This is a genomic window from Pseudomonas sp. KBS0710 (assembly GCF_005938045.2).
Lineage (GTDB): Bacteria > Pseudomonadota > Gammaproteobacteria > Pseudomonadales > Pseudomonadaceae > Aquipseudomonas.
In genome coordinates this window covers 2418363-2442370 of the sequence record NZ_VCCF02000001.1, presented here as the reverse complement: position 1 = coordinate 2442370, position 24008 = coordinate 2418363, and the positions used below count along the sequence as shown (strand labels likewise).

The following is a 24008-nucleotide window of genomic DNA, read 5'->3' as shown; positions in this document are numbered from 1 at the left end:
CGTGTAAAAACGTCAGGAGTTGATCAAGGCTTAAGTGCTTTCCGAGTCGGGATCAGCGCGCCGTAATCGTTGATGGCACTGAACTCCACCCGCGCGTCGGCGGCAGGTCGAGACTTGAGAGCAGGCAGCGGGAACTGCCGGGTTTCACCGGGAGCGAGCATGCCGTCCTCGCTGCGAACACGCACTGAACTTGACACCAGTTCCAGTTCAATCAGCGACACGTAAAAGGCCGACGGATTGAACGCCTGCAAGGCCAGGCCCAAGCCATCTCGGCTGGACACCACTTGCCATTGCACCTGTTCAATCGCTTCAGTAGCGGTTCCCGGCAAATCGGCAGGGCGATAGAACAGCTTGATCCGCGAACGAAATGCCATTTGCAGGGTGTTGAGGTCAGCACCCGCCTCGGGCTTGGGCGGAATTTCCAGCACGTTCAGCCAGAACACCGACTCCTTGTCCGCGGCCAACGCTGCACCCGTGAACAACACTCGCAGGCTTTGGCCTTTGGCCGGGTCGATACGCGCCACCGGCGGCGAAAGCAGAAACGGCGCCTTGGAACTGGTGGGGGTGCTTGTAACACTGCCGGTGTCGATCCACGCCTGCATCAACGCAGGTTGCGTGCCGTTGTTATTGAGCTTTACGGTGATTTCCTTCTGGCCGGCCGGGTAGATTACCCGCGTGCCAGTAATCACCACACCCGCATTGGCCTGAAAACTCACCAGTCCCATGAGGCTTGCCAGCAGCATCTGTTTAAGTGGAAGTTTACAAAGCATGACAGTGCCCCATTGCCGCCCGAAAACACGCCCTTTTAACCAAAAGACAGGGCGTGTGTTCATTGGCGTGCGACTTACTGATAGTTAATGGAGTAAGTCACGTTACTGATAACGGTACCCGGCGTAGTTGCCGCCTGAGCGTAGTACTGAACGGCGTATGGCAGTTCGGCACTCAGGGTTGTCGAATCGATGTTGATACGGCTGGTAGAAGCAACTTGCGAAGTGTCGCCTGCTTTGATGGGCTGGCCATTAGTGGCATCAACTAATTGCAGCTGAGTTTGGGTGGCCGTGCCGGTCAAGTTCTTCAGATTGCCGCTGGCCGGGTCAACCGAACCCCCTGATTCAAAGAACGCAGAAGCGGTTTTGAGTGCAGCAGAGCATTTGCTGAGCTGAATAACGAAACCGGTTTGAGCCGCGACCTGGCCGAGTGCAGTCAGCTGGGAGGTGGAGATTGTCGGCAGCGTAACGGTAGAACCCGCAGAGCCTGCAGCACCGTTGACTGCTATTTGGCAAGTTTCGGCTTTCAGTTCGCCGTTAAAATTGATGGTGCCGTCCGAAGCCATGGCGGCAGAGGTGGCGGTGGCTGCGACCAGTACAGCGAGGACGCGGGCTTTGTAATTCATGGGGTAACTCCGAGAGTGCAAGATGCCAAGTAGAAGGTGAAGTTTCCTGTTGCAGGACAACTCCTGTGTTATTGCGAAGTTAAGTGTAAGGCGCTTACCGAACCGGCCAAATAGGACTGCTCCGAAAAACAACTAAGCTGGCTGGAATTTCAACAATAAACTTACCGATGCGACGCTACACAACTCACTCTGGCGAGGGTTGTTTTTATTGTTCGGGCGATTCTTTCGTCAATAGGAGCGCTCCTAAAAACACTACCATCGCCACTTCAAGTCAGCGGCAAAACTCAAGCGCTTAGTGCTACCCACTGTTCAACCATATGGCTGAGATGGCCTGCAATAACTACAGCGGGCCAGCCGTCCACATCCTGCAAGGCTGGCGCGATCAGTTCGGCCGTGGTGGCGATGTCCGTCCACCCCGACACCAACGCGGCGTCTTGCAGGCCGCGCAAACCCTGCAGCGCAAGGTTGGCATCACGCAAGGCCACCGCCTCAAGCAATCCGCCAAGCTGCTTGCGCAGCACCTCAGGCCCGGAAGTATCGGGCAGCACTGCCGTGCCCATCAGGATAACCTCGCACCACAGCTCAATGGTTTCGCGAAGAGGGCCCTGGCCAACGGGTTTGCCCAGCGAGCCATCCATACCTGCATCAAAACAACGTTGCAGGTGTTCATTGCCGGTTAACTGTGAGATCGCAATGATCGGGCAATGTGCCCGCTGTTGTTGGCTCTGCAACTGACGAAACTCCTCGACCAGGTAATAACCATCGTCTGCCGGCAGGTCACAGTCGATCAGTACCAAATCAACCTTGTGTGCGTTGAAAAGCCTCAAGCCCTGGATGGCATCGTCCACTGGCAAGGGCCGGCAGCCCAACGCACGCAACCGCGCCGCCAGCCTCTGTTGATCGCTTTTCGTGCCGCCCACCACCAACACCTTCAAGCCCACAGATTCGTCGAGCGAAGGCGTCACCCGCACTGGCAAATCAAGCGGCGCAGCCCATTTAACCGGCAACATCACACCGACTTGGGTTCCTTTGCCCTGGCTGCTGCTGAGCCTCAACTCGCCCCCCATCAACTGCACCAACTGCTTACAGATCACCCCACCCAGCCAGGTGCTGCCCCCGGGCCTGGGACGCGCGGACAGGCTCAGCAATGAGGCTTGTGTCTGCTCGGACAAACCGACCCCATTGCCGATAACCTGAACCACCAGTTGCCGATCGCCCTCAAGAACCTGAAGCCGAATCTCTATCTGGTCGCCGTCGGTGAATTTGATGGCGTTGGCGATCAGGTTGCGCAAGACCTGCTCCACGCGCAGTTCATCCAGCAACAATGGCGCGTGTGGTTGCTCGCCCGTCACCCTCAGTTCAAGGCCTTTTTCCTCTGCACAGGAGCGCTGGTCGTCCACCACGCGTCGGACCAGCACGCCGAGGTTCACGGCTTCCACATTCAGCGTCAATTGACCGGCCTCCATCCTGGAGATATCCAGCACATCGTCGACGAGCTGCAACAGGGTATTGGCACCGTTATTTGCGAGCGCCGCGAAATGCTGTTGTTGTTCGTCCAGCGGTGTGTGCTCCAACAACTCAACAGCGGCCAGTACCGCGTTCATGGGTGAACGAATTTCATGGCTCATGATCGCCAGGAACATCGCCTTCTCCCGCTCGTTATGAACGGCCCGTCGGCGTTGCACTCGGCTTTGCCAGACCAGCGTGACGAGTATCAGCACAATGCTCAGCAGCAACCACAGCTCACCTTCGTAGTGATCGGCGATAGCCTTGATGGTCGGGATATCGAGGTTCATGTCTCCGAACCAGGCATCGTAGATCGCCTGGCGCTCTTCCCCGGAGATGGACGCCAGCACCTTCTGCAGAATCGACAGCAGGATCACATCGTCATCGCGCACCGCCATGCTCACACCGGTATGCTGCTCGGGTACCACGCCGGAAACCTGCAGCACACCCTGGTACTGGCGAGAGAGATACGGGATCAGCAACCATTCGGACGCAATGGCGGCGTCCGCATCGCCGTCCTTGACCATTGCCATCATATCAATCGCGTTCTGGGCCGAAAGGATCGTGATGCCCCGTACCCGCTCGCGTAAAAACGCTGAATAGCCCTCACGGCCCAGCATTACCAGGCGCTTGCCGGCAAGCTGGCTCAGTTCGACAAACGGGTGATCGTCAAAACGGCTGACAAGGATGGTCGAACTGGTGTTGTAAGGCAGGGTATAGAGGATTCCGCGGTCTTCAGCGGGGTCATCCGAGCGGCGCCGGGTGGACAAGATATCGACCTCGCCATTGATCAACATGTCCTTGCGCGCGCCACGTGAGGTGGTCGGCACAGGCTTGAAACGCAGGCCCGTGCGCTGTTCAATCAAGCCCAGGTATTTGGCCGATAGCCCTCGCAGTTCGCCACCGCTGATGTACTCAAAGGGCAACAGGTTATCGAATACCCCCACGCGCAACTCTGTTTGGGCCGCGATCCAATCGAGTTCCTGGGGTGTCAACGTCAACTGCGCAACGTTGGCTTGTGCGACACGCAGGCTGATGTGACCCATCAGGGCCAACACCGCTAACATGCGCGACATCAGGGTTGTATCCGGTGCGGCCGGGTGATCGGCAGTGCATCAACGTGCCCCTCGCCGCCCAGCTCATGCCATTGTCGCAGCAGGACCCGCAAAGCCTGCGCACAAGCCGGGTCATCCCACCCCTGCTGCGCGCGCAACAGGTTCTCCAGGGCCTCGGCAGCCTGCCCCATGGCTGACCACTCCATGATCAGCGCAGCCCCGTGCAAACGATGGGTAACGTGCAAGGCGTCTGAGCGATCACACAATGCTATCGCCTTGGTCAGGCTGCCCAGGTCAGCGGCTACTTCCCGGTTGATTCCAGCCTGGTCCAACACCGGGGCCGTCAGGTTTGACCGAGGGTCTGCCAGTGTGACCTCGCACCAACGCTCAATCGCCTCGCGCAATGGCCCCAGACGAATAGGCTTGCTCAACACCGCGTCCATTCCCGCCGTCAGGCAGCGCTGAAGGTGCTCCTCACCGGTCAGGGCCGAGATGGCGATGATCGGGCACCGCAGGCGGCCCTGTTGCTGTTCGAATGCGCGCAGCTCGCGGGTCAGGCTGTAGCCGTCCTGGTCAGGCAGGTCGCAGTCCATCAGGACCACGTGGTAAAGGGTGCGCGTGAACAAGGTGCGGGCTTGCGCAGCATCGCCGGCCACCACCGGCATGCCGCCGAAGCTGCTGATTTGCGCGCGCAGCACCTCTTGGTTCGCACGGGTGTCTTCCACCACCAGAATCTGCAATGCGCTGCCCGCTTTGGAGGGTAACGGGACCTCTGCCGGTGGCGACGCAGGCGGTTGCGGGGCAGCCGCCACGGGCAGGCAGATAGTCACTGTCGTGCCTGCACCCGGCACGCTTTTAAGTGTCAAGGTCCCGTTCATCAAGCTGACCAGTTGCCGGCAGATCACCAGCCCCAACCCTGAGCCGCCCGAGCGTTTGTATGACTGGCTGTGTTGCGCGTAAGGTCGAAACAACGAAGCCTGCACCGCTGCCGAAATGCCGATGCCAGTGTCGCGTACCTCGATCTGCAAATGCTCGGTGCTAACGCCCAGGTCAACCTGCCGCACGTCGATATCGATACTGCCCGCATCGGTAAACTTGATCGCATTCGAAAGCAGGTTATGAAAGATTTGCGTGAGGCGCGCACTGTCGAGCATCAGCAAGGGCAACGGCACTTGGATGTGCGGTTTCATATCCAGGTGTTTTTCCATGGCTCGCAGGCGGTGCAGCCCGACGACGGCCTGTACCAACGCCGTCACATCGGTCGGCTCGACCTTGAGCCGTTTCGGTTTAGGCACCGACCCGGAGGTTTCGAGGATATCGTCCAGTAAACGCGCCATCGCGTCGGCACCGCTGTTTGCCAGCTGGGCAAAATGACGTTGTTGCTGATTGAGCCGGGTGTGGCCCAGCAACTCCATCGCCGCCAGCACTGCGTTCATGGGCGAGCGTATCTGATGGTTCATGACCGCCAGGAACATCGATTTTTCTTGCTCGTTGCGCAGTGCGCGCCCGCGCAACCGGTAACCGCGATAGACCAGCGCGCACAGGCTGGCCAGCGCCAACACACCAAGGATCAGCACATGCGCAAAGTGATTGAAGATGTTTAACAGCGACGGCGCATCCACATCCAGATCGTGATACCAACTCTCATAAATACTATTGCGTTGCTGCGCTGTAATGGAGTCCAGTACCCTCTCAAATATTGAGCGCAGGATGACGTCATCAGCACGCACAGCCATGCTCACATCCAGCATCTCGCTGCCGACCACACCGGAAATCTCCAAAACCCCCTGAAATTGTCGATACAGGTAAGGCATCAAGAAGGTTTCCGAGGCCACTACCGCATCGGCCTTGCCCTCCTTCACCCTCGTCAGCATCTGCATGGCCGAGGTGCTTCTGGTCAAATGGGCCTTGGTCGCCTTGCCCTGGAACATCGTCTCGTAATAATCCACGTCGGGAATCATCACGTTTTTGCCTTGCAGTTGTTCAAGATCGAAAATGCCGGGGCTGTCGACACGCGTGACGATGATCGGCGACGTGGTGTGGTAAACCAAAGCGACAAGGCCCTTGGTCGCAGGCTCTGAGCGAAAGCGCAAGTATGAGGACAGCAGGTCGACCTCGCCCGTCAGCAGCATGTTTTCGCGCGCGGTCAGGGTATTTCCCGGCACGTAATTGAAACGAAGGCCCGTAGCGGCCGTCACGAATTGCAAATACTGCATCGACCGCCCGCGCAGCACACCATCACTCATGTACTCGAAAGGGATCAAGCCTTCCACCACCCCGACACGCAGCACCGGGTGCAGTGCTATCCACTGCAGTTGCTCTTCGCTCAACTCGACCGAAGCGGCCCAGATGAGCGGCGAACCCAACATCAACAACGCCAGCAGCGCTGCCCGCCACAACCAGGCTCTCATGGCGTGCCGATAATTTTATTGAGCTTGAACAACGCATTGTTCGAGGTGACCCCAAGCTTGCGAAACGCTGCGGTTTTCTGGGTGCTGATGGTTTTAATACTGCGATTGAATTTTTCGGCAATTTCACTCACCGTCATGCCCGCCAAGTAACAACGAATGACTTCCTGTTCACGACTGGTCAACTCCGCCTGGACTAACGCGTCAGGCACATCGCCGCCTTGGCCGGTATCACTGGTCACTGTCTCCGCCAGTCGATAGGTCATGTCGGTACTCAGGTATACCGCACCCGCCGCCACCTTGCGGATCGCCTTGACCAACTGCGCCATATCTTCACCCTTGCCGACAAAACCACGGGCACCGACGCGCATGGCCAGGCTGACCGTCGCCGGGTCGTGATGCGTGGACAACACAAGGATATGACAGCAGGGAAACTTGACCCGCAAGGCGCGAATCAATGAGACCCCGTCCAACTCGTCGGGGCTCAGGGAGAAGTCCAGCAGCAATAAGTCTGCCGGCGCCGAGGCGAGGCCTGCGATAAGGTCGCGGCTGCGCGCATAAATGCCAACCACGTCAAAGTTTGTCTCGGCTGCCAGCGTCGTGGCCAGCCCATGTCGAACTACGGCGTGATCATCCAGCAAAGCAATGCGTATTGTTTTCATTGTGGTCGACCTACTCAGCCCAGCGCTGTCGGAATACAGGGATAACCCACCGCTACAACGTTCAGCCCGCAATTGAGTATATGCAAGGATCGGCAAATGACATCCCGCGTGTGCCTGCCTGTTGGGTGATACGAACTTGAATCAAATACCGTCGATAATGTGTTTGATCCTGAACAACTCATTGTTCGACACCACGCCCAACTTTCGAAACGCCGAGGCCTTTTGTGAACTGATGGTCTTGATGCTGCGATTGAATTTTTCGGCGATGTCGGTAATGGTCATACCCGCCAGGTAACAGCGAATCACGTCCTGTTCACGCGCTGAAAGTGTCACAAAACGCAAGGCTTCATCGCGGTTCTGCTCTTCGCCTACCGGATTCACCGCCGTCGCTTCGGCGACTCGGTAAGCCATGTCCGGGCTGAGATAAACCTCGCCGGATGCGACCAGCCGCACCGCACTGACCAACTGGTTGATATCTTCACCCTTGCCAAGAAACCCACGCGCGCCGACGCGCAGGGCCAGGATTACGGTTGCGGCATCGTGGTGCGTCGAAAAGATCAGGATGCGGCACTGCGGGTACTTCACCCGCAACGCACGAATCAACAAGATACCGTCCAACTCGCTGGGCCCGAGCACGAAATCGAGCAACAACACCTCTACCGGCACCATTGCGAGCCCAGCCATCGCTTCACGGCTACGGGCGTAAACACCCACCACGTCGAAATCAGGTTCCTGCTGCAATCGATTGATTAACCCATGCCGTACGATTGCGTGATCATCGAGCAAAGCAATTTTTAAGCGTTTCATAACTTCGAAGGCACTCTTTATAACGAGCAAAAGGATGAGACTTACAACATTCTCATCTTTAGTAAGTTCTCGTCATCGCAGACGAACCTATAAAATCAATGACATCCGTGCTATTGAACAATCGCACTAGAAAAAAAGCCAAACTAACGGAGCGGCCACTAATTCAAACAGTGAGCGGGTGCAAAAGTTAATGCACTGGCATTCAGTTGCCTATCAGATCACTCCTAAAAGCACTCAGCGCGAGGCACTATTTTCCCGTTGGATAACGAAGTTCAAGAAGTCGTCCATTTCCATTGGACGAGCCAACGCATAACCCTGCCCCACCCGGCAACCCAAACGGTACAACAACGCAATAGTCGACTCGTCTTCAATGCCCTCGGCTACCAAATTCAAACTGAGCAGGCGCGCCCAATTAACGATACCGGCAATGACTTTACGTGAAGACGAGTGCTGTTCCACCCCGCGCACGAACGACCCGTCAATTTTCATCTCATCAAACGAAAGGTTCGCCAACAGGTTCAACGTAGCAGCGCCCGTGCCGAAGTCGTCCATCGATACCTGGAACCCCTTGGCACGAATCGCCGTCAACGAGGCGGATAAGTAGAGCTCATCCGGTTCGGGTACATCTTCAGTAAGCTCGATTTTCAGCAGCCGGTTCGGCAGGCCGGCCTGGCGCATCCGCGCGGCCAGGCGCTCGGAGAAATCGGGGGTGCAAATGGTTTTAGCCGACGCGTTTACAGCAATGGGAATCCCGATATGTTCGCGTTTGAGCGCGAGCATGGCCTTGATCGTCCACATCTCCACCAGGCTGAACAGCAGCAGGTCCAGGCCCAAGCGGTTGACCAAGGGCATCAATACCGAAGGGGGGATTTCCCCAAATCGTGGATGCTTCCAACGCACCAGCGCTTCGGCCCCCACGATACGCCGGCTCAGCAGCTCAAATTGCGGTTGGAACACAAAACGCAAGCCCTCGCCTGTGGTCAGCGCGTTGATCACCTCATCTTCGGCCAAGTCATCAAAAGTGTTCATATTCAGCCTTGCATCCGGCTGCGCGCGCGTCAGCACGACCGCGCGCAAGGCGTCGCCCAGCGCCAGGGTTGCGCCTTCGCGCAGGATTTGCACGGAGATCCCCGCCGTTCGCGCCAACCGCGCATGGGACTCCAGCGCACTGACCGCAACCCCGCCCATGTACTTGATCCAGAGCGGGCTTGCAGGCGTTTTACGGGTCACGTCGACCTCGCCCGCGGGCGCATCCAAGGCCGTCTCTCCGGTCCAGAAGATGCAGGGCAACCGGGCCAGTGTGCCTGCTTCGTGCAGCCCCCTGAGCAGGCTCGGCAACATCAGCCCATCACCGCACTCTGGGCGAATTTCGCAGACAATGACGTCGATCGGGGACTCGCGCAGCCAAGCCTCAACGGCGCTCAAGGTGCCAATATTGGCAATCGGAGTTACCCCCATGCTGCTCAAGGCGAAGGCGAGCCGATGCGCACAGGCAGCATCGGATGCCAACGTGACGACACGTAGCGCGCTGAACTCGTTGGGCACGACGGCATTTTGGATCATGACAAAAATTTCCCGAGATTGTTTCAGGAAAAAAGCTTATCAGCGCCAAAACAGAAACAAATAGGACTGGGACTAAAACCGCAGTACCGCTCAGTCGACCAGTTCGCCCTTACGCGCCAACGCCCACGGCGCAATCAACCGTTGCGGCGTCTGGCAGGCTTTACGCTTGAACACAAAGTTGCGGCACTTCTCGGCAAACTGCTGGCGGTTGTGCACCATGTCCAGTTCCATCTGGGCCAACTCGTTTTGGCGGCAGCGATCCATTGGCTCAAGGTCGATAGTGGCTTTGCGCATGCGTTGCGCGGCGTATTTCTCATCGCTCAGCGCGCCTTGGGCCGCTTGCAGTAACCATGCACTGAACGCACTCGGGCAACGTGGCCCAATGTCCTGCACCATGCCCCACTGCTGTGCCTGAATGGCGCTGATCGGCAGGCACTCTTCAGTGAGCTTATGGGCAATTTCACTGCCCACCGCACGCGGCAGGCTGTAGGTCCAGTATTCGGAGCCATACAGGCCCATGCTCTTGTAATGCGGGTTGAGCACTACGCCGGCACGGGCGAAGACGATATCGGCCGCCAGGGCCAGCATTACACCGCCGGCACCGGCACTGCCGGTCAGGCCGCTGACCACCAGTTGGCGGGCCGTCAGCAGTTCCTGGCACACATCATCGATCGCCTGGATATTTGCCCAAGCCTCCAGCCCTGGCACGGGTGCGGCCTGGATGACGTTGAGGTGTACGCCGTTGGAAAAGCTGCCGCGCCCGCCCTTGATCAGCAGCACCTGGGTGTCCCGTGCCTTGGCCCAGCGCAGTGCAACGACCAGCCGCTGGCATTGTTCAGTGCTCATGGCGCCGTTGTAGAACTCGAAGGTCAATTCGCCGACATCGCCGCATTCACGGTAGCGAATCGGTTGATAGGCCTGCTCATTGAAGGCTTGGTGGGCAATTGAGCTGTCCAGCACGGGCACACGCGCCAGGCGCCCGGCCAACACGTGACGGGCCGGCAACTTGAAGGTTTCCTCGCCTGGCTGGGCCTTGCGTTTAAGTGAGCCGACCCACACGCTCTGATCGCCGGCTGCGACCAATACCGCATCATCCTGTACCGCGAGCATTTCACCCGGCAGGCCCCGGCGTGCATCCAGGTGCGCGTCGTACAGGTAATACTGCTCGCCGTGGATACTGGCCAACACACCCGGCTGGCCGTCGGCGGCGTCGATGCTGCGCTTGATGAAGCGTGCGCAGTCGTGCCAGCTGAAAGCACGGTCAACCTGCTTCATGTTCGGCTGCAAGCGCCCGATGACGTTGGGTTGTGTGTAATCCAGGGGTGTGGGGAGCACACCACGGGTGAATTTTTCCACCACCTCGCGGATACAGGTGATCGCCGCCTCACTCACCAGTCCGTTATACAACTCGGACTTGCGCACCTCGGCGGGCATGTCGAATTCACAGGTCGACCACACCGGCCCCGCGTCCATCTCCTCCACCGCCTGCAACGCGGTGACGCCCCAGCGGCGGGCCTGTTGGGTGATGGCCCAATCCAGCGCGCTGGCGCCACGGTCACCGACAATCCCCGGATGAATGATTACCACCGGGCGGTCGAGGTTGCTCCACAGCTGCTGCGGCACGCGGTCCTTGAGGAAGGGGCAGATCACCAGGTCGGCGTCGGACTCCTCGATTTGCCGGCACACCGAGACTTCATCGGTGAACAGCACCACGCTGGGGTCAAACCCCGACTGGCGCAAGTCCAGCCAGGCCCGCTGGGTCAAGCCGTTGAATGCTGAGGACAACAAGATGATCTTCAGTGATCGCATGGCAGACTCTTCCTTGAGGTGCACGGCCACAGGCTCGCAATGAGCCGTCCCTGGCCTTTGATGGAAGCACAAGGTTAAAAGGCCTGCCAGGCAGGGCACATGATCGAGATCAATTTTCGGTCAGCCAAGTGTGAATTGCGTCGCAAGAACCGGAGTTTCTGCGACTAGACGCCCGCCTACACTGGCGCAAATGCACAGTGAACGAGGCTTTGATGACCACACTTGCTGCCACCCTTGAACGCCTGGATTGGCAAACCATCGGCCTGGAACTCGACCGCGAAGGTTTTATCGTGCTTCCCGGCCTGTTCCGGCTTGAGGCTCCAGGCTTGTTCGGCAACCTTCTGAGCGGGTTTTACCCTCCACTGGCACAGGTTTCCAACCAGTGGAACGACATCCTGCAACTGCCCTACCGTTTCCCTCCTCAGCTCAACGACTTTCACGCGCAGTGCCGGGCCGTCGGCCAACAGCAAGCACTGCCCCAGCTGACATGCCTGCGCAAAGATGAACACCTGGCGCTGGGGCAAGATGCCGAGGGCGAGTACATATTTCCGTTTCAATTGGCCGGCGTACTGTCTGCGCCCGGCGAGGATTTCACCGGCGGTGAATTTATCCTCACCGAGCAACGCCCCAGAATGCAATCGCGGCCGATGGTGGTGCCGTTGCAGCGTGGCGATCTGGCAGTCATCACCACGGCGCACCGTCCGTTCAAGGGCAGCAAGGGTTACTACCGGGTGAATATAAAACACGCGATCAGCCCAGTCCGAAGCGGCGAACGGCGCGGCTTTTTGCTCAGTTTTCACTTAGGCACTCACTTAGGTGTTGGGGCGGCCCATGACAACTGAGCGCATGTGGCGGCTGTTGGGCAGCGATGGTCAACCCTACTCAAGCGCCCAACCGGGCACGCTGGGTGGCCATCGACGCGGCAAACGCTACGGCCTGCTGGATTGCCGCGCGGCGCTGCACGCCATCGCCCGTGGTGGCTATGTGCAGCACCGGGTGTTTTTCCTCGATCAAGCCAGCGCCATCGCTGCGGGCTATCGCCCCTGCGCCATGTGCATGCCAGCCGAGTATCGCGAATGGAAACGTCAGCAGCCTTTATGAACACTCATCTGGAAAGTCTCGATTGGCCAATGATCGAAGCGGCTTTGATGAACGACGGCTTCGCGCTGCTGCCGAGACTGTTGGCTCGGCAAACCTGTCAGCAACTCGCGGCGCTCTATGCCGATGAAAGCCATTTCCGCAGCCGCATCGTCATGCAGCGTTACGCTTTCGGGCAGGGTGAATACCAATACTTTCGCTACCCGATGCCGGCGCTCGTCGACAACCTGCGCTCGCGCCTGTACGAGCGCCTCGCACCGGTCGCCAATCGCTGGCACGCGGCGTTGAAGATCAATCAACGATTCCCCGACACCCATGTCGAGTTCAAAGCGATCTGTCACCAGGCCGGCCAATGCAGGCCCACGCCGCTGATGCTGCGCTATCGACAAGATGACTACACCTGCCTGCATCAGGATTTGTATGGCGAGCAGGTGTTTCCGTTTCAGGTGGTATTCCTGCTGGACCAGCCGGGCCTGGACTTCGAAGGGGGTGAGTTCGTCCTCACGCACACCGGTTCCAGCAAGCCCGCTCGGGCTGAAGTGGTCCCCCTTGAGCAAGGCCAAGCGCTGATCTTTGCCGTCAACAGCCGCCCGGAACGCTCCGCGCGTGGTTTTTGCAAAGTCAGTGTGCGTCATGGAGTGAGCCGCCTGCATCGTGGAGAGCGCCACACGCTGGGGATCATTTTTCACGATGCCAAATGAATGCGGTCATCGAGTCGGAATTCTGCTTTTATGTGGGAGCAGCCCCTGGATTTGGCGCCTATAACTGCTGTAGTGAAAAAACCACCTGACGGAGCATCATTATGAACCCGACGAAAACCGCATTGGTCCTGATTGAATTTCAAAACGACTTCACCACTGCGGGTGGCGTGTTTCACGACGCAGTCAAAGGCGTCATGCACAGCACCGACATGCTGGCGAACACTGCAACCACCATTGAGCAAGCACGAAAACTCGGTGTGAAGATCATCCATATGCCGATCCAGTTCGCCGATGGCTACCCCGAACTGACGCACCGCTCCTACGGCATTCTCAAGGGTGTGGCAGACGGCAACGCCTTCCGGGCCGGCAGCTGGGGCGCCGAAATCACCGATGCGCTAAGCCGTGAGCCGGCTGACATCCTCATAGAGGGCAAACGCGGCCTCGATGCGTTTGCTACCACCGGCCTGGACCTGGTGCTGCGCAACAACGGCATCCAGAACCTGGTCGTCGCAGGTTTCCTGACCAATTGCTGTGTCGAGGGTACGGTTCGTTCGGGCTATGAAAAAGGCTACGACGTGGTGACGTTGACCGACTGCACCGCCACCTTCAGTGATGAGCAACAGCAAGCCGCCGAGAATTTCACCTTACCGATGTTCTCGCAAACGCTGAAACACACGCAGTTTCTACAGGCGTTGAACGCTCAATAAAAAAGGCGGCGACTCATCGCTGAGTCGCCGCCTTCTTGCAGGCCTGCTTCACTCGTCAGGTACGTACTGCATCTCACCGTTGCCAAACGACCAATCTTCGCGCTTTACATCCACCAGGCTGATCCACACATCTTCTTTGCGCAGCCCGGTTTTGGCGTGGATGCCCTCAGCGATAAATTTATAAAAAGCCTTTTTCACCGCGATGCTACGCCCGGCACTCCAGGTCACCTGGATAAACACGATGTTCGGCGTGTAGGTAATCCCTAGATAACCCGCCGCCGGATACACCAGCTCATCCTTGGCGTGACGGTTGATGATCTGGAATTTGTCGTGCTCAGGCACGTTGGCCACGCTGGTCATGGCGGCGTAAACCACATCGCCAATCGCCGCGGCGGTTTCAGTGGAGGTGTCGGCGGCCAGGTCGATTCGAACTAAAGGCATGGAAAAATCCTCGGCAGGTCAGTGGCCGGAGCTTGAAAGTGGCCATTGGCGCTACGCTAGCCCGAACGACAAAATACATCAAGCGCATATTTATTTAATTAATAATGCGTAAATTGCATGCTACTCATTCTCCCGACAAATTCATAATCCGCGCTGATCGACGAGGCGATCAGCGCTTCGGGCGCCTAAAGCATCGGCGACAGGCTCACCACCCGCAGCGCCAACCCTTCATACGCATCCAGCGTGATGGTGAACTCACCCTCAGCAGTAAGATCGCCCTCGACCCGCTCATTGATGATGTCCACCACCGGCCCCGGCGCAATGTCGGGCAGGTGCAGGGTTTCGGTCAGCGGCGTACTGCCGAAGTTGAGCGCGGTGATTTGCGTGCCTTTCCCGGCCGGCAACTCGTGAACCATGATCAGCAGGCCTGGATGCTCTACATCCGGCACCAGGATCTGGCGGCTGGCGGCGATCCCGTAGGCGTTGCGCACAGCGAGAATTTTCTGCAACTGGGACGCGAACGAGTCCGGGTCCTGCAACTGGCTGTTAAGGCTACCGTACAAGGTTTGCGCGCGCGGCATCTGGCCGGCGGACAGTTCGGCATCCGGGTTCAGATCCACCAGGTCATAGGCGCCTCGATGAATCCAGCGAGTGTCGCCATCGCCCATCAAGTGCGCAACCGCATCGGCTGCCAACGGCAACGCGCCGACCAGGTCCCAGCCAGACAAGGCAAACACCCCAGGCTGCATGGCGTTGTACATCACCAGCAGCACATGGATCCGGCGGATCTGCTCGATATCGGCCGGAGTGATCGCCTCCAGGTCACGGATGCCCAAAGCCGCCGTGATAATGCTGGCGGTGGTGCAGGAAACCCCGTTAGTGACGAACTTGAGGTTATACGGCGCATGCTCGCCCGCCAGGCGCTCATACATCTGCTCGCGGATATGCTCACGCAGGCTGTTGCCGGGGAACGTCTGGCCCTGGTAGAGGTAGCTGTCGTGGGCGTGCAAGGTCCAGAAGTGCACCAGTTCCAGGGTCAGTTCATCGTGGTTTTGCAGCGCATGGATCAACGAGCCTGGGTCGATGCCCTGGCTGTGCATCTCGCGCAGCATCAGGCGCAAAAACTCGGTGTCGCCCATCAGCAACGCATGCTGATACGCCGGGCGCGTGATGAAGTCATAGGACAGGTCGGCACCGCCATGGGACATGGCGGCGATATCGTCGACGGTGAGGTTCAACTCCTGAAAGCTGAAGCCGCCCGCCTTGCGAATCGCCCCGCCCAGCAACTGGTTGCCGGTGATCGACAGCGGGTGGCTTTCCGACCAGGCCGTGCCGTCCAGCTTGCGTTCCACGCCGAGGAAGCCGTTGGCGTCCAGGCGCAGGATCTTGGCACCCATCACATCAATGGCATGCAGGGCGTCGCCGATGATCATCTGCTGCGCGGCAAACGAGGGGTCGAGCCAGTTCAGTGACGGCTGGCCTTCCTTGAAGTAATGCAGGTACACCCAGCGGCGCGGCTTGGCGTCCACACCAACGACCACCGGGGTTGCGCTCCAGTCGGTTTCCTTGACGCCCGGTTCGAAGAAGATCACCCGCTGCAACTGGCCGACGATGTAATGCTTGTCACGCAGCGCATCCACCTGCGCGGGGCTGAGGTTCTGCGCGTCCCGTCCTTCGGCGACGTCAGGTAACAGCGGCCAGTCTTCCTCGCGGATCTCGACCATGTGGTAAAGCCCTGGATAATCCTCATACGCCATCTCGGCCAGGCGGAAGTCTGCGCCCTTGCCCGTGTGGGAGGGGATCACATCGTCGATGATCACCGCGTTGTGCGCGGCGGCCATGCGCGTCAGGGCCTGCAACTGCGCTTCGGTGCCCAGCTGTGGGTCGATCTCGAAGCTGATGCGGTCGAAATTGCCGTCGATGGTCGGCGTATGCCGCGTACCGTCGAGCCCGCCGGACTTTTTCAGCGGGCCGTTGTGAATGCCCTGGATGCCGATCTTCGATAAAGCCTGCCACAGGCTTTCGTCGCCGAGAGCTTCGAGCACCGTGCCGTTTTCACGGGTCACAATCGAGGCCGGGTAGGCGGTGAACCACACGGATGACAACGCTGAGGCATCACGCGGCCGGGTCTGCGCGTACGGCTGCTGCCATAAGCGCCCTTGGCCGCTATAGAGCCTGGCCCGCTGGCGCGCCGCATTGAGCATGGATTGTTGCACCAGCCAGTTCACATGATCGTTGTCCGCCGCCGTCATTAGCCTGTTTCCTATTGCCGTGAAAAGGTTATTCGTAAGCATAGGAGCAGTGCGCGGCGTGATTCGTTGCATTTAGTCCAATTGCCGGTACTGCCTGGGTGTAAACCCGGTCAAGGCCTTGAACTGGCGGGTAAACGCGCTGTGGTCGGTGTAGCCGCATTGCAGCGCCACCTCGGTGATGGGCAAGTCGGTGTGCAACAGCCGGTGTGCATGTTCCAGACGCACCTTCTGGATCATCTGCCGGGGCGTCAGGTGAAACACGCGTTTGCAGTAACGCTCCAGTTGCGCCACGGAAATCCCGGCAATGCGGGTCAGCTCACCGAGGGTGACGCGTCGGTTGAAATGCTGGCGTATGTGTTCATCCACGGCGGCCAGGCGCTGGTAGGCCGGATGCTTTTCGCTGGCCGATTGCAGGTCGACCGAAATGCCCGCCAGGCCGATGATCGCGCCCTTGTCGTTGTACAGAGGCCATTTGTGCGTCAGGCACCAGCCCGGTTCGCGGCTGCCATACAGGTGCAGCTCAAGCTGGTCTTCGAGCACAAAACCCTGCTCGAGCACGCGCCGGTCCTGCTCGGTGTAGCCCGGCCCCAATTGCGCGGGGAACACTTCGGCGCTGGTTTTGCCCAACAGCGGCTGCAGCTGTTTGAGGCCACAGCGTTGTACCAGGGTGTGGTTGGCGAGGACGTAGCGGGCATCGATATCCTTGATGAAAATCGCGGCATTGGGGATTACGTCGAGCAAGGGCAACAACTGCGCGACCCCGGCTAATAGCTGCTCGATGCTGGTGGGGCGATTGGCCTGAAGAAAGCTCGCAAATGCACTGGGCAGCATGGCCTGAGGCTCCGATTTTTTTAGGCAGATTGCCCTATGCCAGCAGGAGTATCTATAAAGTTTTCGGGGCTTTTGGCCAACACTCGGTCGAATGTGGGAGCGGGCTTGCTCGCGAATGCGGTATCTCAGTCGCCAGATGTATTGGCTGATCCACCGCATTCGCGAGCAAGCCCGCTCCCACATTTGGTCCAATGAGCCACCCGGACCGAACACAGCAAACTGTGCCGAATTCGTCATTCACATCAACGCAAAACATCAATCGCCGCGCCCTTGATCGGTTCAGGATATCGCCACTGCATGCCTATCCAATAACTCACAAGAAGGCGCCGCCATGTCTGCTCAAGGCAAGTTCAAGAAACAACTTTCACTGATGGACCTGACCTTTATCGGGTTAGGCGCCATCTTCGGTTCGGGCTGGTTATTTGCAGCCAGCCACGTGTCCGCGATCGCCGGCCCGGCGGGGATTATTTCCTGGCTGATCGGCGGTTTCGCCGTGCTGCTGCTGGGCATCGTGTACTGCGAACTCGGCGCCGCCCTGCCCCGTGCCGGTGGCGTGGTGCGTTACCCGGTGTATTCCCATGGGCCGCTGCTGGGCTACCTGATGGGCTTTATCACGCTGATCGCGTTCTCAAGCCTGGTGGCAATCGAAGTGGTCGCCTCGCGCCAATACGCCGCGGCCTGGTTTCCCGAACTGACCAAGGTCGGTTCCAGTGACCCGACCACCCTGGGCTGGCTGGTGCAGTTCGCCCTGCTGTGCCTGTTCTTCGTGCTCAATTACCGCAGTGTGAAGACCTTCGCCATCGCCAATAACCTGGTGAGCGTGTTCAAGTTCATCGTGCCGCTGCTGGTGATTGGTGTGCTGTTCACCTTCTTCAAACCGGCGAATTTCCAGACTCAGGGGTTCGCCCCGTTCGGCCTGTCGGGCATCGAGATGGCGGTGTCGGCCGGCGGCGTGATCTTTGCCTACCTGGGCCTCACGCCGATCATTTCGGTGGCCAGTGAAGTGAAGAACCCGCAACGCACGATCCCGATTGCCTTGATCCTCTCGGTGCTGCTGTCGACCGCCATTTATGTGCTGCTGCAAACCGCGTTCCTCGGTGGTGTACCGACCGAGATGCTGGCCGATGGCTGGGCCGGTATCAGCAAGCAACTGGCGCTGCCGTATCGCGATATCGCCCTGGCGCTGGGCGTGGGCTGGCTGGCCTATCTGGTGGTAGCCGACGCCGTGATCTCACCCAGCGGCTGCGGCAATATCTACATGAATGCCACGCCGCGCGTGGTGTACGGCTGGGCGCAGACCGGCACGTTTTTCAAGATCTTTACGCGCATTGATGAGAAGTCCGGCATCCCGCGCCCGGCGCTGTGGTTGACCTTTGGTTTGTCGGTGTTCTGGACCCTGCCGTTTCCGTCCTGGGAAGCGCTGATCAATGTGGTGTCGGCGGCACTGATCTTAAGCTACGCCGTAGCCCCGGTGACCGTCGCCGCGCTGCGCCGCAATGCACCGGACATGGTGCGGCCGTTTCGGGTCAAGGGCATGGCGGTGCTCGGCCCGCTGTCGTTCATCATCGCCGCGCTGATCGTTTACTGGTCCGGCTGGAGCACCGTTTCGTGGCTGCTGGGTCTGCAAATCCTGATGTTTGTGGTGTACCTGTTGTGCGCACGCTGGGTGCCGACTGCGCACCTGAATATCAAACAGCAGGTGCGCTCGTCGGCCTGGCTGATCGGCTTTTACGCGGTGACCATCCTGCTGTCCAAGCTCGGCAGTTTCGGCGGCATCGGCGTGATCAGCCACCCGTTTGACACGCTGGTCGTCGCCCTCTGCGCCTTGGGCATCTACTACTGGGGCGCCGCCACCGGCGTGCCCGCGCACCTGGTGCGCCTGGAACACGAAGACGACGAAAGCGAAGCGGTCAGCGACGCACATTACAGCGCGCCACTGTCGCCAGCCACCCATTGATGGAGCCTGTTATGAAGCGCCTGCATGTTATCGACTCCCACACCGGCGGCGAACCCACACGCCTGATAATGGACGGCTTCCCTGCGCTGGCCGGCGCAACCATTGCCGACCAGTTGCACACCTTGCGCAGCGAACACGATCAATGGCGCCGCGCCTGCCTGCTGGAGCCGCGTGGCAATGACGTGCTGGTCGGTGCGCTTTACTGCGCGCCGGTCACGCCCGGCGCCACCTGCGGGGTGATCTTTTTCAACAATGCCGGTTATCTGGGCATGTGCGGCCACGGCACCATCGGCCTGGTTGCCTCCTTGCACCACCTGGGCCGCATAACGCCCGGCGTACACACCATCGACACCCCGGTCGGCCCGGTAGCCGCCACCTTGCACGACGACGGCGCCGTGACCTTGCGCAACGTGCCCGCCTACCGGCACCGCCAGCAGGTGCCGGTGGATGTGCCGGGCTATGGCGTGGTGCATGGCGATATTGCCTGGGGCGGCAACTGGTTTTTCCTGGTGTCGCAGCACGGCCACCGGCTGGCGATGGACAACGTCGACACCCTCACCGACTACACCTGGGCGATGCTCAAAGCCCTGGAAACCCAAGGCATTCACGGTGCGGACGGTGCGTTGATCGACCATATCGAACTGTTCGCCGACGACGCCGACGCCGACAGCCGCAACTTCGTGATGTGCCCCGGCAAAGCCTACGACCGCTCGCCGTGCGGCACCGGCACCAGCGCCAAACTCGCGTGCCTGGCGGCTGACGACAAACTCGCGCCCGGCGCCACCTGGGTGCAAGCCAGCATCACCGGCAGCCAATTCGAAGGCCGTTATGAATGGGATGGCGAGCGCATTCGCCCCTTCATCACCGGCCGCGCCTACATGACCGCCGACAGCACGTTGCTGATCGACGAGCAGGACCCTTTTGCCTGGGGCATCTGAGCCCGGGCCTTATTTAACTGAACGCTGGAGTTAGAACAATGAGCGACAACATCTTCACCGGTTGCATCCCCGCACTGATGACCCCGTGCACACCTGAGCGCACACCGGACTTCGACGCCCTGGTCGCCAAGGGCCGTGAACTGATCGATATCGGCATGAGTGCCGTGGTGTATTGCGGTTCCATGGGTGACTGGCCGCTGCTGACCGAAGCCGAACGCCAGGAAGGCGTGGCCCGTCTGGTCGCCGCTGGCGTGCCGACCATCGTCGGCACCGGCGCGGTCAACAGCCGTGAAGCGGTGGCCCACGCCGCCCACGCGGCCAAGGTCGGCGCCCATGGTTTGATGGTGATCCCGCGCGTGCTGTCTCGTGGCGCCTCGGCCACCGCGCAAAAGGCGCACTTCTCGGCGATCCTCAAGGCCGCGCCGAACCTGCCGGCAGTGATCTACAACAGCCCGTATTACGGCTTCGCCACCCGCGCAGACTTGTTCTTCGAACTGCGCCGCGAACACCCCAACCTGATCGGCTTCAAGGAATTCGGCGGCGGCGCCGACCTGCGCTACGCGGCAGAAAACATCACCTCCCAGGACGATGCCGTAACCCTGATGGTCGGCGTCGACACCCAAGTGGTACACGGTTTCGTCAATTGCAACGCCACCGGCGCCATCACCGGTATCGGCAACGCCCTGCCGCGCGAAGTGCTGCAACTGGTGGCCCTGAGCAAAAAAGCCGCCACAGGCGACGCCAAGGCCCGGCGCCTGGCCCGTGAGCTGGAAGCCGCGCTGGGCGTGTTGTCGTCCTTCGACGAGGGCTGCGACCTGGTGCTGTATTACAAGCACTTGATGGTGCTCAACGGCGACCAGGGCTACGCCCTGCACTTCAACGCAACCGACGTGCTCAGCACCGCCCAACAGCGTTACGCCGAAAACCAGTACGCACTGTTCCGCCAGTGGTACGCCAACTGGTCGGCTGAACAGAACGTCGCCTGACCGCTGTGCGCGCCGCTGTGGTGCTCACAGCGGCCAACCCTCTTTTTTCAAGGACTCCCCATGACTCTGACGGGCAAGATGCTGATCGGTCAGCACGCAGTCTGCGGCCATCGCGAAGCGATCCAGGCCATTAATCCCGCCACCGACCAGCCCTTGGCGCCCGCCTACCTTGGCGGCGATGGCGAGCATGTCGAACAGGCCTGTGCCTTGGCCTGGGCGGCGTTTGACGCCTATCGCGAAACTTCGCTGGCAGCGCGCGCGACGTTTCTTGAAACCATCGCCGACAACATTGAAGCCCTCGGCGATGAATTGATCGAACGCGCCATGGCCGAAACCGGCCTGCCACGCCCGCGTATCCAGGGCGAACGCGGCCGCACCTGCGCGCAATTGCGCACCTTCGCCCGCACTGTGCGCGCCGGTGAATGGCTGGATGTGCGTGTCGACACCGCGCAACCGACGCGTGAGCCACTGCCGCGTGGGGACCTGCGCCAACGGCACATTGCACTGGGGCCGGTGGCGGTGTTTGGTGCGAGCAATTTCCCCTTGGCATTTTCGGTGGCGGGCGGCGACACCGCCTCTGCACTCGCCGCCGGTTGCCCGGTGATCGTCAAGGCCCATGGCGCGCATCCCGGCACCAGCGAACTGGTCGGCCGTGCGCTGGCCAAGGCCGTTAAAGACTGCAGTTTGCCCGACGGTGTGTTTTCACTGTTGTATGGCTCGGGACGCGAAGTCGGCATTGCATTGGTCACCGACCCGCGTATCAAAGCCGTGGGGTTTACCGGCTCACGCAGCGGCGGTATCGCCCTGACCCAGGCGGCGCAAGCGCGGCCGGAGCCGATTCCGGTGTATGCGGAAATGAGCTCGATCAACCCGGTGTATCTGTTTCCTGCGGCGTTGCACACGCGTGCAGAGGCGTTGGCCCAAGGTTTTGTCGCCTCGTTGACCCAAGGCGCCGGGCAATTTTGCACCAACCCTGGCCTGGTGATTGCGGTAGCAGGCCCGGCACTCGAGCGCTTTGTTGCCTCGGTGAGTGAGTTGCTCCCGGCATGCGCCGCCCAGACCATGCTGACACCGGGTATCTTCCAGGCGTATCAAACCGGCGTCGGCACCTTGGCCCAACACGCACACGTCGGGGCCAAAGGCTTGGCGGCGCAAGGCCCGAATCAAGGCCAGGCGCAGCTGTTTGTGACCCAGGCCAGCGCGTTTTTGCGCAATGAGCATCTGCAAGCGGAAGTCTTCGGCGCGGCCTCCTTGGTCGTGGAGTGTGCCAACGACGAGGAAGTGCGCCAGGTTTCTGAGCATTTGGAAGGCCAGTTGACTGCCACACTGCACGTGGACGACGCGGACCTGACACGCGCCCAAGCCCTGCTGCCGGTATTGGAACGCAAGGCCGGACGCCTGCTGGTCAACGGCTGGCCAACCGGCGTGGAAGTGTGCGACGCCATGGTCCACGGCGGCCCGTTCCCGGCCACCAGCGACTCGCGTAGCACCTCGGTCGGCACCGCGGCGATCCTGCGCTTTCTGCGCCCGGTGTGTTACCAGGACTTCCCGGACAGCTTGCTGCCCACTGCACTGCAACACGCCAACCCGCTGCTGTTGCGGCGCTTGCTCGACGGCCAGAGAGAGGCTTGAGTGATGAGCGACAGCAAGCGTGCTGATATCGCTGTGATCGGCGCCGGCATCATTGGCGTCGCCTGCGCCCTGCAATTGGCCCGGCAGGGCCAGTGCGTGGTGGTCATCGACTCGCAGGCGCCGGGCATGGGCGCCTCCTATGGCAATGCCGGGCATCTGGCCACCGAACAAGTCTTCCCGATTGCCGACATGTCGATCCTCAAGCGCCTGCCCGCCATGCTGATGGACCCTATGGGCCCGTTGCGCCTGGACTGGAAGTACTTGCCACGCGCCCTGCCCTGGTTCGCGCGCCTGTTGCTAAACCTGCGCCCGGCAAAGTACCGGCGCACAGTGGCGGGCATTCGTGCGCTCAATGAGGCCAGCCTGGGCGCGTGGCAGCGCCTGCTGCTGTCCATTGAGCAGCCGCACCTGTTGCACGCTGAGGGTTCGTTGCTGGTATTTGAGCGTGCCGCGTCTGGGGAAGCCATCGACGCGTTGCGCCAACGCATGCAGCAGCAGAATGTGCCAGTAGATTTCTGGTCGGGCGAATCGATACGCAAGGCTGCACCGCAACTGAGCGATGCCATCCAGGGTGGCCTGTTCTTCCCAGGCACCGGGCATTTTATTGATCCATACAACGTGGTGTGCGCACTGGTGAGCGCGGCCAAAGCGTGCGGTGTGCAGTTTCTGCAGCAACGCGTGCTCGATGGGCGCCTGGAATCCGACGGCGTATCGCTGCGGACCGACCAAGGCACCCTCACCGCCCGCCAGGTAGTGATCGCTTGCGGCGCCCATTCGGCCAAACTCACCGCTGCACTCACCGGCAAGCAGGTTCCGCTCGACACCGAGCGCGGCTATCACCTGATGCTGCCCCACGAACACCAGCGCTTGCCCTTTGCCGTGACCTCGTTCGAGCGCAAATTCATCATGACCCCCATGCACGATGGCTTGCGCCTGGCCGGCACGGTTGAGTTCGCAGGCTTGGAGCGCCCCGCCAATATGCAACGCGCCTGGCAGTTGCACCGCTTGAGCCAGGGCTTGTTTCGCCAGGACTTGAGTGCCCAAGACGCAACCCCATGGATGGGCTTTCGCCCGTCGTTGCCGGACTCGCTGCCGATCATTGATCAGGTGGCGGATGGCAAGGTATTGCTTGCGTTTGGGCATCAGCACTTGGGACTGACGCAGGCGGCGGTGACAGCGGAGATGATTGCGCAACTGGTCGCGCCTGATAATCGCATGCCGTTGCCGGACCTGACCCCTTACCGACTGGCGCGTTTTTAAGG

At 60.1% G+C, this 24008-nt stretch carries 20 protein-coding genes; 9 read left to right on the top strand and 11 right to left on the bottom strand.

What is annotated here, in order from left to right; all coding sequences use genetic code 11:
- Positions 1 to 23: 23 nt before the first annotated feature.
- The 8 genes from FFI16_RS11240 to FFI16_RS11205 form a co-directional block, all read right to left on the bottom strand.
- On the bottom strand, positions 24 to 770 hold the full coding sequence (locus FFI16_RS11240; RefSeq protein WP_138817800.1) for a molecular chaperone: 747 nt from the start codon (positions 768 to 770) through the stop codon (positions 24 to 26).
- A gap of 74 nt (positions 771 to 844) precedes the next feature.
- Positions 845 to 1393 (bottom strand): fimbrial protein, encoded by a 549-nt coding sequence (locus FFI16_RS11235; protein ID WP_138817799.1) that lies wholly within the window; start codon positions 1391 to 1393, stop codon positions 845 to 847.
- 284 nt (positions 1394 to 1677) lie between these two features.
- Positions 1678 to 3975: an ATP-binding protein gene (locus FFI16_RS11230; protein ID WP_138817798.1), complete on the bottom strand. Its 2298-nt coding sequence runs from the start codon at positions 3973 to 3975 to the stop codon at positions 1678 to 1680.
- Positions 3975 to 6365, bottom strand: a complete 2391-nt coding sequence (locus FFI16_RS11225) for an ATP-binding protein (protein WP_256666247.1) — start codon at positions 6363 to 6365, stop codon at positions 3975 to 3977. Before FFI16_RS11225 ends, FFI16_RS11230 begins: the two co-directional genes overlap by 1 nt.
- Positions 6362 to 7024: a response regulator transcription factor gene (locus FFI16_RS11220; protein ID WP_138817797.1), complete on the bottom strand. Its 663-nt coding sequence runs from the start codon at positions 7022 to 7024 to the stop codon at positions 6362 to 6364. The genes FFI16_RS11225 and FFI16_RS11220 overlap by 4 nt, the downstream gene beginning before the upstream one ends.
- A gap of 141 nt (positions 7025 to 7165) precedes the next feature.
- Positions 7166 to 7831 carry a response regulator transcription factor gene (locus FFI16_RS11215; RefSeq protein WP_138817796.1) on the bottom strand — a complete coding sequence of 222 codons (666 nt, stop codon included), beginning with the start codon at positions 7829 to 7831 and terminating at the stop codon, positions 7166 to 7168.
- A gap of 234 nt (positions 7832 to 8065) precedes the next feature.
- Positions 8066 to 9394, bottom strand: coding sequence for an EAL domain-containing protein (locus FFI16_RS11210; RefSeq protein WP_138817795.1), 1329 nt, complete (start codon positions 9392 to 9394; stop codon positions 8066 to 8068).
- 90 nt (positions 9395 to 9484) lie between these two features.
- The gene (locus tag FFI16_RS11205; RefSeq protein ID WP_138817794.1) at positions 9485 to 11203 is read right to left on the bottom strand and encodes a hydrogenase maturation protein; all 1719 of its coding nucleotides are present in this window, start codon (positions 11201 to 11203) and stop codon (positions 9485 to 9487) included.
- Between the two features lie 212 nt (positions 11204 to 11415).
- Between FFI16_RS11205 and FFI16_RS11200 the strand changes: the two genes are divergently transcribed.
- The 4 genes from FFI16_RS11200 (at position 11416) to FFI16_RS11185 (ending at position 13709) form a co-directional block, all read left to right on the top strand.
- Positions 11416 to 12045 (top strand): 2OG-Fe(II) oxygenase, encoded by a 630-nt coding sequence (locus FFI16_RS11200; protein WP_138817793.1) that lies wholly within the window; start codon positions 11416 to 11418, stop codon positions 12043 to 12045.
- Positions 12035 to 12304 carry an Ada metal-binding domain-containing protein gene (locus tag FFI16_RS11195; protein ID WP_178112667.1) on the top strand — a complete coding sequence of 90 codons (270 nt, stop codon included), beginning with the start codon at positions 12035 to 12037 and terminating at the stop codon, positions 12302 to 12304. Before FFI16_RS11200 ends, FFI16_RS11195 begins: the two co-directional genes overlap by 11 nt.
- The gene (locus tag FFI16_RS11190; RefSeq protein WP_138817792.1) at positions 12301 to 13002 is read left to right on the top strand and encodes a 2OG-Fe(II) oxygenase; all 702 of its coding nucleotides are present in this window, start codon (positions 12301 to 12303) and stop codon (positions 13000 to 13002) included. Before FFI16_RS11195 ends, FFI16_RS11190 begins: the two co-directional genes overlap by 4 nt.
- A 101-nt stretch (positions 13003 to 13103) precedes the next feature.
- A complete protein-coding gene (locus tag FFI16_RS11185; RefSeq protein WP_138817791.1) occupies positions 13104 to 13709 on the top strand; it encodes a cysteine hydrolase family protein in 606 nt (201 codons plus the stop codon).
- A 48-nt stretch (positions 13710 to 13757) separates the two neighbouring features.
- On the opposite strand, the gene FFI16_RS11180 is transcribed toward FFI16_RS11185, so the two are convergent.
- From FFI16_RS11180 to FFI16_RS11170, 3 genes are all read right to left on the bottom strand, one after another.
- A complete protein-coding gene (locus tag FFI16_RS11180; RefSeq protein ID WP_138817790.1) occupies positions 13758 to 14150 on the bottom strand; it encodes a tautomerase family protein in 393 nt (130 codons plus the stop codon).
- A 185-nt stretch (positions 14151 to 14335) separates the two neighbouring features.
- A complete protein-coding gene (gene treS / locus FFI16_RS11175) occupies positions 14336 to 16402 on the bottom strand; it encodes a maltose alpha-D-glucosyltransferase (RefSeq protein WP_138817789.1) in 2067 nt (688 codons plus the stop codon).
- A 72-nt stretch (positions 16403 to 16474) separates the two neighbouring features.
- Entirely contained in the window at positions 16475 to 17233 is a 759-nt protein-coding gene (locus FFI16_RS11170; protein WP_138817788.1) for an AraC family transcriptional regulator, read from the bottom strand.
- Between the two features lie 331 nt (positions 17234 to 17564).
- Here FFI16_RS11170 and FFI16_RS11160 point away from each other — a divergent pair, with 331 nt between their 5' ends.
- From FFI16_RS11160 to FFI16_RS11140, 5 genes are read left to right on the top strand one after another with little or no spacing between them, the layout of a single operon-like run.
- Complete coding sequence (locus FFI16_RS11160; protein WP_138817786.1) at positions 17565 to 19190, top strand: APC family permease; 1626 nt, start codon at positions 17565 to 17567, stop codon at positions 19188 to 19190.
- An 11-nt stretch (positions 19191 to 19201) separates the two neighbouring features.
- Positions 19202 to 20128 carry a 4-hydroxyproline epimerase gene (locus tag FFI16_RS11155; protein ID WP_138817785.1) on the top strand — a complete coding sequence of 309 codons (927 nt, stop codon included), beginning with the start codon at positions 19202 to 19204 and terminating at the stop codon, positions 20126 to 20128.
- A 38-nt stretch (positions 20129 to 20166) separates the two neighbouring features.
- Positions 20167 to 21114: a dihydrodipicolinate synthase family protein gene (locus FFI16_RS11150; RefSeq protein WP_138817784.1), complete on the top strand. Its 948-nt coding sequence runs from the start codon at positions 20167 to 20169 to the stop codon at positions 21112 to 21114.
- A gap of 60 nt (positions 21115 to 21174) precedes the next feature.
- Positions 21175 to 22746: an aldehyde dehydrogenase (NADP(+)) gene (locus FFI16_RS11145; protein ID WP_138817783.1), complete on the top strand. Its 1572-nt coding sequence runs from the start codon at positions 21175 to 21177 to the stop codon at positions 22744 to 22746.
- 3 nt (positions 22747 to 22749) lie between these two features.
- Positions 22750 to 24006 (top strand): FAD-binding oxidoreductase, encoded by a 1257-nt coding sequence (locus tag FFI16_RS11140; RefSeq protein WP_138817782.1) that lies wholly within the window; start codon positions 22750 to 22752, stop codon positions 24004 to 24006.
- Positions 24007 to 24008 lie beyond the last annotated feature (2 nt).